Annotated in this window: 9 protein-coding genes and 7 pseudogenes; 14 read left to right on the top strand and 2 right to left on the bottom strand. The window is 60.1% G+C overall.

Translation table 11 applies throughout. The annotated features are described in order from the left end of the window. Positions 1–786 precede the first annotated feature (786 nt). From NKH03_RS32855 to NKH03_RS32805, 11 genes and pseudogenes are all read left to right on the top strand, one after another. Positions 787–1,929, top strand: a complete 1,143-nt coding sequence (locus NKH03_RS32855; protein ID WP_352973027.1) for a porin — start codon at positions 787–789, stop codon at positions 1,927–1,929. A gap of 18 nt (positions 1,930–1,947) precedes the next feature. Beyond that, positions 1,948–2,119: pseudogene (locus NKH03_RS32850) on the top strand (thiamine phosphate synthase); the annotation flags it as partial. Positions 2,120–2,122: 3 nt separating this feature from the next. Next, positions 2,123–2,566 carry a bifunctional hydroxymethylpyrimidine kinase/phosphomethylpyrimidine kinase gene (locus NKH03_RS32845; protein WP_352699688.1) on the top strand — a complete coding sequence of 148 codons (444 nt, stop codon included), beginning with the start codon at positions 2,123–2,125 and terminating at the stop codon, positions 2,564–2,566. 433 nt (positions 2,567–2,999) lie between these two features. Then, positions 3,000–3,521 (top strand): MaoC family dehydratase, encoded by a 522-nt coding sequence (locus NKH03_RS32840; protein WP_352607562.1) that lies wholly within the window; start codon positions 3,000–3,002, stop codon positions 3,519–3,521. 592 nt (positions 3,522–4,113) lie between these two features. Next, on the top strand, positions 4,114–4,332 hold the full coding sequence (locus tag NKH03_RS32835) for a hypothetical protein (RefSeq protein WP_352973024.1): 219 nt from the start codon (positions 4,114–4,116) through the stop codon (positions 4,330–4,332). 657 nt (positions 4,333–4,989) lie between these two features. Next, positions 4,990–6,312, top strand: coding sequence for a serine hydroxymethyltransferase (glyA, locus tag NKH03_RS32830; RefSeq protein WP_352973022.1), 1,323 nt, complete (start codon positions 4,990–4,992; stop codon positions 6,310–6,312). 53 nt (positions 6,313–6,365) lie between these two features. Next, positions 6,366–7,541, top strand: a complete 1,176-nt coding sequence (gene metK / locus NKH03_RS32825) for a methionine adenosyltransferase (RefSeq protein WP_023693516.1) — start codon at positions 6,366–6,368, stop codon at positions 7,539–7,541. Between the two features lie 106 nt (positions 7,542–7,647). Next, positions 7,648–8,640, top strand: coding sequence for an adenosine kinase (locus tag NKH03_RS32820; protein WP_352949876.1), 993 nt, complete (start codon positions 7,648–7,650; stop codon positions 8,638–8,640). Positions 8,641–8,719: 79 nt separating this feature from the next. Beyond that, positions 8,720–9,205, top strand: a pseudogene (locus tag NKH03_RS32815) (transposase); the annotation flags it as partial. 239 nt (positions 9,206–9,444) lie between these two features. Beyond that, complete coding sequence (locus NKH03_RS32810) at positions 9,445–9,828, top strand: recombinase family protein (RefSeq protein ID WP_352607553.1); 384 nt, start codon at positions 9,445–9,447, stop codon at positions 9,826–9,828. A gap of 103 nt (positions 9,829–9,931) precedes the next feature. Next, positions 9,932–10,378: pseudogene (locus NKH03_RS32805) on the top strand (recombinase family protein); the annotation flags it as partial. Position 10,379: 1 nt separating this feature from the next. Here the strand turns inward: NKH03_RS32805 and NKH03_RS32800 are convergent. After that, the gene (locus NKH03_RS32800) at positions 10,380–10,664 is read right to left on the bottom strand and encodes a hypothetical protein (RefSeq protein WP_352973029.1); all 285 of its coding nucleotides are present in this window, start codon (positions 10,662–10,664) and stop codon (positions 10,380–10,382) included. Positions 10,665–10,945: 281 nt separating this feature from the next. Here NKH03_RS32800 and NKH03_RS32795 point away from each other — a divergent pair. Continuing rightward, positions 10,946–11,080: pseudogene (locus tag NKH03_RS32795) on the top strand (IS5/IS1182 family transposase); the annotation flags it as partial. Positions 11,081–11,289: 209 nt separating this feature from the next. After that, a pseudogene (locus NKH03_RS32790) lies at positions 11,290–11,537 on the top strand (dihydrofolate reductase family protein); the annotation flags it as partial. A gap of 17 nt (positions 11,538–11,554) precedes the next feature. Here the strand turns inward: NKH03_RS32790 and NKH03_RS32785 are convergent. Next, a pseudogene (locus NKH03_RS32785) lies at positions 11,555–11,749 on the bottom strand (hypothetical protein); the annotation flags it as partial. Between the two features lie 4 nt (positions 11,750–11,753). Here NKH03_RS32785 and NKH03_RS32780 point away from each other — a divergent pair. Beyond that, positions 11,754–11,974 (top strand): annotated as a pseudogene (locus NKH03_RS32780) (IS110 family transposase); the annotation flags it as partial.

The raw sequence follows: 11,974 nt of genomic DNA, 5'->3' as shown, positions 1-11,974 counted from the left end.
AAATCCTCGGCGAGGTCACGTCAACCGAATGCCGAAATTACTTCACAGAGGCAGGCTATGCCCAACCTAAATTCATCCCGCTCTAGTGCCGCTCTTAGTGAACTCTGCCATGTCGATGAGCTCGTGGTGTGAATTGCTGGCAAGAAGCATTAGCTGTGGCGCGCCGCTTTCAGGACGAGAACCTGCTCGACGCGACAGTCCGGTCCGCCGCAATACCAAGGCTGGCGCCTACTGACTCAGTGGTGCAAGGCTGCAGCGCGTAGTTATCGACCATCAGCTCGCCAAAATGACGGCGTCGTGCCGACGGTGCCGCCGCAGATGGCTCAACGTCGGGGCTCACCGCAAACAATGCTGTCCCATGGAACGACACTGTCGCGAAGCGAACAGACGAACCTTAGCCGAAACGTTTGCCGTTCGTGCTTGGGTGGATCCGCAAGGCAAAAACAAGGAAGCGCGAACCAAGGTCCGCCCGCACAATTGAGCTTCAAGCCGTAGCTAGATCGTCAGGCTGGCACGTCATTTGCGGTCGAATGCAATCGAACCCTTTTGTGACGCCTACCTCTACCAGCTGAGTTGACGGTGATGATTGTACAAAATTTTGCATACCCCCATTACGTCGATAATTATGTATCGGAAACTAAACTTAATATCTAACCACAATTACCAGAGTACATTCTCGGCCTTCCTTCAGAGTTTAGCTGCCGGCGCAGCAAAATTGCGCGTATTTCAAAGTTGCTCACAGAATCACTCGCGTCCATCCCTTTATTATTCAAGCGGAGATCGACAATGACCATTAGGAGCCTCCTCCTCGGCTCAACTGCGGCACTGATTGCCGTTTCCAACGCTCGCGCCGTCACCACCCTCGCCGAGCCTGACCCGACAGAGTACGTCAAGATCTGCGACGTCTACGGCTCGGGGTACGTCTACATTTCAGGCACCGAGACCTGCCTGCGAATCGGCGGCTTTGTCCGTTACGACGTCGGATTGTTTGACCACTCAAGAACCTCGGATGTGAGGACTGGTGAGCATCAGGGCACGTGGCAAAACAACACACGCTTCACATTGAAAACCTGGACCGGCCAGGAGACCGAACTCGGCACGTTGAAGACCTACACCGAGACCCGCGTGAACTTCGGCGACCACCACACATCGGTTTCGGACAGTTCTCGGTCCTATGCCTTCAACGGAGACAGCATCTTGACTTTCGCCTGGATTCAGCTTGGTGGCCTCCGAGTTGGTAAGGACTGGTCGGCCTTCGACATGTTTATTGGCGGCGCGGGTGATGTACTGAACCAGACGCCAGTCCCGTACGGCGCTTTCGATACCAATTTGATTCAGTACTACTTGGACGCCGGGAACGGCTTTTCGGCCGTGGTTTCGCTCGAACAAGGCTCGGGCGTGGTCGGCACAATCGACAGCTACGCTCCCCACGTAGTCGGCGGCTTGAAATACACACATGGCTGGGGAGCGATCACCGGCGTTGCCGCTTACCATAACAACTACGAAACGCTGGCCGCCAAGGTCCGTGTCGACATCAATGTCACCAACGAACTGTTGCTGTTCGGAATGTTCGGCTACGGTTCCAATGGCCAGCTCAACTACGACTCCACGAATGCGGTAGACGCTCATGGTCGCGGCTTCTATAAAATTTGGGGCGGGAACTGGGCTTTCTGGGCTGGCGCCGCTTACGAGCTCAACGAGATAACTTCGTTCAACCTTCAGCTCTCGGGTGATCAGCTCAAGAACTATGGTGTCGCTGCGAACGTCGCCTATGCGTTTCTTCCAGATTTCACTGTTACGGCTGAAGTCGACTATGACCGCTACGGAAACTCCGCTGTCGGAAAAGTGAAAGCTTCCAACGTGAACTGGACCAATGCCAACAAGAAGAGCAGTGTCGGCGGCATCCTGCGTTTCGAACGCTCATTCTAATGATCAGATGAACCGAATCGGGTGGCGCCGATCCCATTGGACTCCATCGGCGGCTTTAACCCCCGGCCGGCTCGACGGAGTCTTGGCGGCTGGTGCGGACATCGCGGCGGTGGTCACCGACATCACCTTGAATGGCGATCCCGAAGCGCGCACGCGAGAGCGGACCGAAAAGACAAAGCCATGGCGCTGAGGCATGAACCGCATGTGCTTGTTCCGGAGGGACCGGGCTGCAGCGGCGGTGATGGAATCGAGCGCGATATCGAGACGCTCTCCTCCTTGGGCATGCGCAGCTGTCTTTCCGTCACTGCGGTACGACATCGTCACGGACATACTTCATCTACAACCCCCGTCTGGTTGGCGATCAGATGCGTTCGGCGCTGCAGGCCAAGTCGTCACACCCAATGTTATTGAACTGGCGCTTCTCGCCGGCTCAGAGCTGGCGGTGGATGAGGTCGGCGCGCTTCAACAAGGACAACAACTGCTCGCCGCCGGGGTTCAGGCCCTGCTGAAAGGCGGCCACAGCTCAGGACCTCGCTCAACGGATGTTTACGTTGGCCCACAACCCGTGCGTCTCGACGCTCGTCGGCTGGCAAGGACTTGGCGGCCATCTGGCGGTCGATTGAGGAAGCCGTGCTAGCGTCGCATAAACCACCGCGTCTGCCGCTCCTCCCATTTGGGATAGGGATGGTTCTTATCCAGACAATTGATTTTACCAATCTCTGACGATACCGCATAGCGGCGCCGGCGGAATGATCACCGTTAGGCAATGAGGATCGCACTTCGGTTAACGTTATCAGCGCAGGCCATTTTGCTGGCGAGGCAAGGGCCGCGCGCAGGAATTTGCAATGCTAGTGGCCGGCAGGCGTGCATCGCGACCGACGTAAAAACCAAGCACGTCTGCGGCCACGTTCCGATCGGCCGCATCGGCGCGCCGAATGAGATTGCCGGCGAACTAGCCGTGACGGCAGTCATCTCACCGGCGCATCCCGCCGATCGATGGCCTGCCAGTTGGTGCAGCATGGGCTGACACTGTTCACGGAATGAAGCCGCTCGCGCTCCGGACGGTTGAAATGGAGGAAATTTGCGTGGAACCGATCAGTCTCAACGTGCTTCTGACCAGCGTCGGCAAGGAACTCGGCGTGTCGCCGTGGCGGGTGGTCTCGCAGCGGATGATCGATCAGTTCGCCGAAGCCACCGATGACCACCAGTTCATCCACTGCGATCCGGAGCGCGCCAAGCGCGAGACGCCATTCGGCGGCACCATCGCGCATGGCTTCCTGTCGCTTTCGCTTTTGTCGGCAATGACTTTCGAGACCATGCCGGCGCTCGAAAACAGCAAGATGGGTGTCAACTACGGCTTCGAATCGCTACGCTTCCTGGCGCCGGTGAAAACCGGATCGCGCATCCGCACCCGTTTCGTACTGGCCGACGTCAAGGTCAGGCCGTCAGGCTGGGTGCAGACGACGCAGGGCGTAACGATTGAGATCGAGGGCTCGAAAAAGCCAGCGCTTACCGCGCGCTGGTTGACGCTGACGCTGATCAAACGCCAGCCGGAAGCGCCTGAAGGGCTCTACGAGCGTCAGCAGGGATGATCTGCACACGCCGGCCAACCTGCAGGGCGATGTAGACGACCAGCGCGCTACCGATCGGCAAACGCGGCCACGTGGGCCGACAGGTAGAGTGGCAGGAATGCCTGATCAGGCTCCGTCGGAGAGGGCGTGGATGTATCGGAAGCGCCTCGCCTTTCTCTTCACGAAGATCTATGGTGATTGCGGACCACGTCGAAAAATCGGCTTGTGATGAGTTGGCAGATCCTCCCCGACTGAATCAGCCTCAAATGGGGTGTTCTCGATCAACCGGGTCCAACTTGACGGCGCGGGTGTCGCTGATCGGCTGCTCGTCGACGGGCCAGGTAAAGGCAGAACGCGGCGGTGCAAGAGCTACGCAGTTGATGTGGACTCCCAGAGCTGGGAGCCGGAAAGCCACGATCAGAAAGACCCCCGAGCCCCTCAGTCGGGATCGAATAAAGTGGCTTGGCGAGAGGCCTTCGAAGACGGGGGCGAGAGTAGACGGACGAGCTCGACACGCGTATTGCGCAGTATTGTCGAGAGACGGAGGATTTACGCTCGCTACTCAACTGACAATTCAGCGAGACGCCTCGATCGAGGCTTACGGCTCTGCTGCTTGCATGCCGAAAAGCAAGGTTGGACAGTCGTCGACAGCAAACCGGCCGCCGATCTGGGCACGTCGCTGTTGCATCCGGCCTTCAGGAGCGGACCAGCGATGCAGGGCAGATTCGTGATCGTGCTCGCAGAGCCGATGGATCGCCTGACCCTGACCGCTGCAAACCGGGCAGCCTGGGCTGGTCAAACGTTGCAACAGATCCTTCAAGGAAATTCATAGAGTCTTAGCAACTCCGGCTCGCTGTGAATGGTAGGGTTGTTGCACCCGTCTGAGGTCAGTGGGTCAAAACCGTGGCCCCGCTAATCTTCGCCTCGCGCCTAACTGCTTGCCATTTCGGCTAAAGGCAAGAAGAGCGCCCATTTGTTTGTTCGACACAGCGATGTCGGCCGTCGTTGCGGCCACCGAGATTTGTCCGGTCGCTAGACAACCTGAAAGCTGCAACTTCTGTGGAGAACGCGAAATGAGAAATTCGGTAGGGCTTGGTCCTGACCCATGATGACACTGGTGAGTCGCCTACGCATGGCAGCGCATTCTGACCGCCTTCGAATACTGGGCCTTTGTGCGCATGCGGACCTAACTGTCTGCGAGCTAGCGGAGATTATGGGCGTGTGTCGAGAGCGGGTTGCGCGACACGTCCGGCTGCTCGCCAGAGCCGACTGTCTTTGCTGCAACGAGCAGGCTCCATGGCGCTCGTACCATCTCAAAGCAGAATCCAACGACGGCGGGCTGGTTCGACTACTGGTCGATCTCCTGCCCCATCGCGACGGCTATCATAAACAGGACCTGCAGCGGCTTGAAGCGGTACGAGACACGCGGCCGAAGGGGACCGCATGCTTGATCGTGAAATAATCAATCCAATTGGAGCGCGAAGCTACCATGGACACCATCGCCCGGTCCGACACCCCTGAGAGGTCATCCTTGGCGGCGGTTGATTGCCGCGTTCACGAGCTGCTTCAGAGACAGAAGCGGCAGGAGCGGACGACCCTCAAGCTCATCGCCTCAGAGAACTTTGCGTCCTCGGCCGTGCTGGAAGCGAACGGCTCGATTTTCACGAACAAGTACGCCGAGGGGTACCCCGGTGCGCGCTACTACGCTGGAAACGAGATCGTCGATGAGCTTGAGAATCTAGCCATTGAGCGCTTGAAAGAATTATTCGGCAGCGAGCATGCCAACGTCCAGCCTTATTCTGGCTCGCCGGCCAACCAGGCTGTCTATCGTGCGCTTTTGAGCCCCGGTGACAAAGTCATGGGCTTGCCCCTTCCGGAAGGGGGCCATCTGACTCATGGTTGGGCCATCAACTTTTCCGGAACTGACTATCAACGCGTGCCCTATGGTCTAGATGAAAAGACACAGCAGATTGACTATGACCGCTTGCGCGAGACAGCCAAGCGGGAACGGCCGCGGCTCATTTGGGTCGGCGGAACTGCTTACCCGCGTGTCTTTGACTACGCGGCAATGGCAGAAATCGCCCTGGAAGCGAACTCCTATCTCGTAGCCGACATTGCGCACATCAGCGGCCTGATTGCCGCGGGAGCGCACCCGAATCCCGTGGGCCATTGCGACGTGGTCAGCAGCACGTCCCACAAGTCGATCCGCGGCCCCCGCGGTGGCTTCATTTTGTCAAGGAACGAAGATCGCTATCAGGCCCTGTATCATACAAAGAGCAAATACAATCTCGCCAGACGAATAGACCGGGCGGTCTTCCCTCACCTGCAAGGCGGGCCCCACATGAATGCCATCGCTGCGCTAGCGGTTGCCTTGCACGAAGCCGCGAACCCGTCCTTCCGAAGCTACGGCCAACAGACGGTCAAGAATGCCAAGGCTCTGGCACATGCACTGCTTGAGCGAGGTTATGACCTGGTGACCGGGGGGACGGACAATCACATGCTGATCCTTGATCTTCGCGATCGGCCCCTATCGGGCAAGGCCTATGCCGAGCGACTAGCAAAGGCAGGAATCATCACAAACTTTAATATGGTGCCTGGCGACCCGCGGGATCCGGCGGTCACAAGCGGAATTCGCCTGGGGGCGCCAGCAGTGACGTCAATGGGCATGCGCGATGTGGAAATGGTGCAAATTGCTGGCTTCATTGACTCCATCCTCCAGCGACCAGACGACGAAGATCTCCATGCCTGCGTGCGACGAGACGTTGCCGACTTGTGCGCTGCGTTCGAGGCCCCGGGCATCTGCGACAAGTAAGGTGGGCCAAGCAAAATGCCCATACCACGTCCAACACCCGAAGCGAGGTATTCATGGCTAGGCAGTTCGTGTTCTCTTCCGAATCGGTTGGCGCGGGGCACCCGGATAAGTTGGCCGACAACATCTCGGATGCCATCCTCGATGCCATCCTCCGCACAGATCCCAAGGCGCGCGTCGCCTGTGAAGCGTTGGTAAAATCAGGGATAGTCGTTCTGGCTGGCGAGATTACCAGCGATGCGCAGGTGGATTACAGCCAAGTTGCGCGCGATACGATTCTCGACATTGGGTACGACGACGAGGCCGTCGGCTTTGACGGCCGGCGTTGCTCCGTCGTTCATGCCCTCACCGAGCAGTCGCCCGACATCAGCCAAGGCGTTGACGAGGGAAGAGGGCAAGACCTCCAGCAGGGAGCGGGAGATCAGGGCCTCATGTTCGGCTACGCATGCCGCGAAACCGATACCCTGATGCCTTTGCCGATCCAGCTCGCTCATCGCTTGACGAAACGGCAGGCGTATGTCCGGAAGGCACAACAGCTTGGCTGGTTGCGTCCTGACATGAAATCCCAAGTCTCAGTGCGGTATGAGGGGTTGCGCCCGGTCGCCCTGGATACCATCGTCGTGTCGACGCAACATGACGAGCAGGTCTCGCAAGAGACTGTCCGCGAGGGCGTCATTGAGGAAATCATAAAGCCTGTCCTGCCGACCCACCTGGAGACGGAAGGCATCAGAATTCTGGTCAACCCGACGGGGCGGTTCGTAGTCGGCGGGCCGCGCGGCGACTGCGGTCTCACTGGACGCAAGATCATCGTCGATTCCTATGGCGGGATGGGTCGTCATGGCGGCGGCGCCTTCTCGGGCAAGGACCCGTCCAAGGTTGACCGCTCAGCTGCCTATGCGGCCCGCTATGTCGCAAAGAACATCGTCGCTAGCGGACTTGCGGACGTGTGCGAGGTGCAGCTTGCTTACGCAATCGGCGTGGCCAGTCCGGTTTCCGTCATGGTCAACACGTTCGGGACAGCCAGGGTTGAGGAAAGCAGGATCGAGCGCCTCATTCTTGAGTTGTTCGATCTCAGACCGAAAGGCATTATCAAGATGCTTGATCTCTTACGCCCTATATACCGCAATACAGCGACCTATGGCCATTTCGGCCGTGAAGAGCCTGATTTCACCTGGGAGAAGACAGACAGGGCGGACGAATTGCGTCGCGAGGCAGGACTCGCCGCCCCGTGAGAGCCGCCGGCGAACGGATTGGCAAGCGGAAGCCCATTCCCACCGGTCAGACCCGCGCCGGGCCGGCATGGCAAGAAGCCGGCTCGGGTTTTTGGCGGAGACATTGATGCCGAAATATGACGTGCTTTGCATCGGCAATGCCATTGTCGACATCATCGCCCAGTGCGACGAGGAATTCCTCGAAACCAACGGCATTATCAAGGGCGCGATGAACCTCATCGACACAAAGCGCGCCGAACTGCTCTACAGCCGCATGGGCCCGGCGATCGAAGCCTCCGGCGGCAGCGCCGGCAATACGGCGGCCGGCGTTGCCAGCTTCGGCGGCCGCGCCGCTTTCTTCGGCAAGGTCTCGAACGATACGCTGGGCGAAATCTACGCTCACGACATCCATGCCCAGGGCGTCGCCTTCGACACCAAACCGCTCGAAGGCCAGCCGCAGACGGCGCGCTCGATGATCTTCGTCACCCCCGATGGCGAGCGTTCGATGAACACCTATCTCGGCGCCTGCGTAGAGCTCGGACCGGAGGATGTCGAGGCCGACAAGGCATCTGGCGCCAAGGTCACCTATTTCGAGAGCTATCTGTGGGACCCGCCCCGCGCCAAGGAAGCGATCCGGCAGACCGCGCGGCTGGCGCATGCCGCCGGCCGCGAAGTGTCGATGACGCTGTCGGATTCGTTTTGCGTCGACCGCTACCGCGACGAGTTCCTCGAACTGATGCGCTCGGGCACAGTCGATATCGTCTTTGCCAACAGCCACGAGATCAAGTCGCTCTACCAGACCAAATCCTTCGACGAGGCGCTGGCGGCGATCCGCAAGGACTGCAAGATTGCCGCCGTCACCCGCTCGGAAAAAGGCTCGGTGATCGTGCGCGGCGACGAGACCGTCACCATCCAGGCGACGACGATCCGCGAACTGGTCGACACGACCGGTGCTGGCGACCTCTATGCCGCCGGCTTCCTCTACGGCTACACAACCGGGCGCAGCCTGAAGGATTGCGGCGATCTCGGCTCGTTGGCCGCCGGGCTGGTCATCCAGCAGCTCGGTCCTCGGCCGCGGCAGAATCTGCGCCGCGAGGCTGAACGGGCTGGGTTGCTGTAGATGCGCGAGCAACTAACCAGCTGCCCTACTGACGCGATTATCGCAGTGGCCGAACTGTGGCAAAGCTCGCTCATATCGAAGCCAGTCGGTGAAGGCCACCGAAAGCGGCGGAGTTCGTGGCTTCGACGCCGGCAAGAAGGTCAAGGGCCGCAAGCGGCACATCGTCGTCGACACGCTGGGCCTGCTGGTAGGCGTCGTCGTTCACGCCGCCGACATCCAGGACCGCGACGGCGCGCCGGCCGTCCTGAAATCCATACTCGAGCGCTGGCCGTGGCTGCGCCATGTCTTCGCCGATGGTGGCTATGCAGGGCCGAAACTGCGGGGCGCCCTGCAAAAGATCGGCAAGTTCACCATGGAGATCGTCAAGCGGTCGGACAGCGCCAAAGGCTTCGAAGTCCTGCCGCACCGATGGGTCGTGAACCGCTGTACAATGTTGCCAAGTTTGCCTTTGAGTGGTCGGTGCGCATCGAGCGTCCAAGCCGTAAGCGGCAGCTTGTTGAGGCTCGTCGCGGTCGGAATGCGAGTCGATTTGTCGCGGGCGAATCAGAGCCACCACAGGATTTAATGCGCCATCGACGGCCCAGCTGCGAGCTGGCCGATGGAGGCGCACATGGTCCGGCGCAAGGATCGCCCTGTGCTGCGCGTGCATGTGTCGTTCGAAGCGACAAGAACCGGCCCCCAACATCTGCTCGAGGCCTATGCCCGCCTTGTGCCGATGATACGGCGCACAAGCCAGCGGCCGGACGGTCCTCCGGGCCGCTCATCGAAGGTGAAGGAAGTAATGGCGCGATCGGGAGGTGAGCAATGACCGAGATGCGATGCGCGCTCTATGCACGGGTATCCAGCGAGGCCCAGACGCGCGACAACACGATCGCCAGTCAGGTCATTGCGTTGCAGGAACGCATTGCCGCCGATGGCTTCGTGCTTGAGCCAGGTCACAGCTATCTGGATGACGGCTACAGCGGTTCGATTCTGCTTCGCCCGGCGCTGGAGCGGCTGAGGGATGCGGTTGCCAGTGGCCACGTCGAGCGTCTCTACGTCCATGCTCCCGATCGGCTCGCCCGCCGCTACGCCCATCAGGCGCTGCTGATCGACGAGTTCCGTCGTGCCGGTGTGGACATCGTCTTCCTGAACCGCCCCATTGGTGGCACGGCCGAAGATGATCTTTTGCTCCAGGTCAGGGGGTGATCGCCGAATATGAGCGGGCCAAGATCCTCGAGCGGAGCCGTCGCGGTCGTCGTCACGCGGCCCGTTCCGGCTCCGTCAGCGCGTGTGCCGGCGGCTCAAGCAGATGGGCTGCCAAACGCGGGCAGGAGCCATGCACTGGCACGCCTCCACGATCCGCGGTATGCTTGCCAATCCCGCCTATGTCGGACGCGCCGCTTTCGGGCGAGCCCGCTACTTGCCACCACGACCACGGTTGCGGCCAATCCGCGGCGATCCGCAGCCCTCGTCGCGGGCCACTTGCCGCGTTCTCGTTCCGCCTGAAGAGTGGATCGAGATCCCTGTTCCCCCACTTGTCGACCGCACCGTGTTCGAGGCGGCCCGTGCACAGCTTGAGGAGAACGGCAAGCGCAAGCGCCAACGCATGCCCGGCGCGGACTGGCTGCTGCGGGGCCTTACGGTCTGTCGGCGTTGCGGCTACGCCTATTATGGCAAGCGCGCCCCGAGTTCCCGCAAGTATGACCCGACGAACACGCTGCGCTACTATCGCTGTATCGGTGCGGATGGCTACCGCTTCAGCGGCCACGCCGTGTGCAACAACCCGGCGGTGCGCGGCGATCACCTGGAAGAAGCGTGTGGATCAGGTGAAAGGCCTTCTGGAGGACCCGCGTCGTGTGGCCGACGAATATCGCCGCCGCCTCCGCCAAGCCCGCGACGAAATCCGCGAGCCGGATGAGATCGTCCGCCTGGAACGACAGATGGCCACCTTGCGTCGCGGCATCGGCCGGCTGATCGACAGCTATGCCGAAGGCGTCATCGACAAGGCGGAATTCGAACCGCGTATCGCTGGCCTGAAACAACGCCTCTCCCAGCTTCAGGAGCGGCACCGAGCGGCCGTCGAAGTGGCCGAGAACGAACGCGACCTCTCACTCCTCATCAGCCGTCTGGAAGAAGGTGACAGCAGGGCTCGCCGGCCTCGATCGGGCCGGCATGCGGCAGATCATCCGCTCCGTGGTTCGTCGGGTCGAAATCGACGATGCCCACATCGAGATCATCTTCCGGGTTCCCCCGCTCGATGGCCCAGCACGCCCAAAATCACCAAGCAAAATGACCAGTTCCACGCAACATTGTACAGACGTTCGTCGAGCGGACCTTGGCATGGCTGGGCAGATGCCGAAGGCTGGCCAAGGACTTCGAGCGATCCATCGAATCCGCACAGGCCTGGGTCTTCATCGCAAACATCCGCTTGCTCACCCGACGCCTCGCAAGGACCTGAAAATATGGCGGTCATTCCGATTCAGACACCAATGATCCCCCACATCGCACCGACGCTCCGACACCAGTCTTCGAGTACGGTCCGGATACTCGCTTCAGGATCGGCGTCGCGTTTGAACGCCCACCAGATTAGGGATCCCTGCCAAATGCTGGCCATCTGCCAACCCATTCGCTCGGCATGTGCAGCTTGGTTCGTCAGCCGTCTGCCTTTACCGCAAATTCATCAAGCGAATCAGGGTAGTTGTCATGGGGCGAGGCACTTATGACTTTCTCGCCAGGGACGACGCCCCTTGGGCCTACTACGACCAACGTCCTCTTGTTGTCACGTCCCAGCCGATTCCGAATCCTAAGGGACGTCTGGAGACGCGCAGCGACGTAGACGATCTCATCACCGAAGTCTCAGCGACGGAGATGTGTGGGTTCTCGGCGGAGGGAAACTGCAGATGGCGTTTATCGAGTCGGCCCTGAATAACGGTTAAGGCGTTGATATTCCGAACCCGTGAAGAGGGATGGAAGCATCCGATTTCGCCGTTTTGGACTGGAGTGTTTGCAGGCACCAGGCAAGCCAAAGAGCGAGAACCGTGAGGATCAGGCGCAGATTTTGGCCTGCGGCGACGAGCAGCGCATTGATCCCATCGCCAGCATGGCCGCGGAGGAAGTTGCGGTCCACCGGGCTGCTGGCGCGCCTTTCATGGCTTCTTGAGAAGGCGCTGTCGCGAACGGAACGACTTTCCGATCATTGTGATCCAGGAAGCCGGTCTCGACGGGTTCTGGCTCCTGAAGGGATCGAAAGCCACGTCGTCGATCCCACCTCGATCGCGACCCGTCGCCGACAGGCGAAGACTGACAGGATCGACGGCGAAGCCATGGTGCGGGCGCTGCTGGCCTACAAGCG

Origin of the sequence: Mesorhizobium sp. M1406 (assembly GCF_040317555.1) — a bacterium.
GTDB lineage: Bacteria > Pseudomonadota > Alphaproteobacteria > Rhizobiales > Rhizobiaceae > Mesorhizobium.
Note: the sequence above shows the minus strand (reverse complement) of the source record. Positions and strands in the feature narration are given on the sequence as shown.

What these genes read in the sequence shown, in the direction of transcription:
- NKH03_RS32855 (WP_352973027.1), top strand. Translation starts at nt 787, where the DNA reads ATGACCATTAGGAGCCTCCTCCTCGGCTCAACTGCGGCACTGATTGCC.
- NKH03_RS32845 (WP_352699688.1), top strand. Translation starts at nt 2,123, where the DNA reads ATGAACCGCATGTGCTTGTTCCGGAGGGACCGGGCTGCAGCGGCGGTG.
- NKH03_RS32840 (WP_352607562.1), top strand. Translation starts at nt 3,000, where the DNA reads ATGGAGGAAATTTGCGTGGAACCGATCAGTCTCAACGTGCTTCTGACC.
- glyA (WP_352973022.1), top strand. Translation starts at nt 4,990, where the DNA reads ATGGACACCATCGCCCGGTCCGACACCCCTGAGAGGTCATCCTTGGCG.
- metK (WP_023693516.1), top strand. Translation starts at nt 6,366, where the DNA reads ATGGCTAGGCAGTTCGTGTTCTCTTCCGAATCGGTTGGCGCGGGGCAC.
- NKH03_RS32820 (WP_352949876.1), top strand. Translation starts at nt 7,648, where the DNA reads ATGCCGAAATATGACGTGCTTTGCATCGGCAATGCCATTGTCGACATC.
- NKH03_RS32810 (WP_352607553.1), top strand. Translation starts at nt 9,445, where the DNA reads ATGACCGAGATGCGATGCGCGCTCTATGCACGGGTATCCAGCGAGGCC.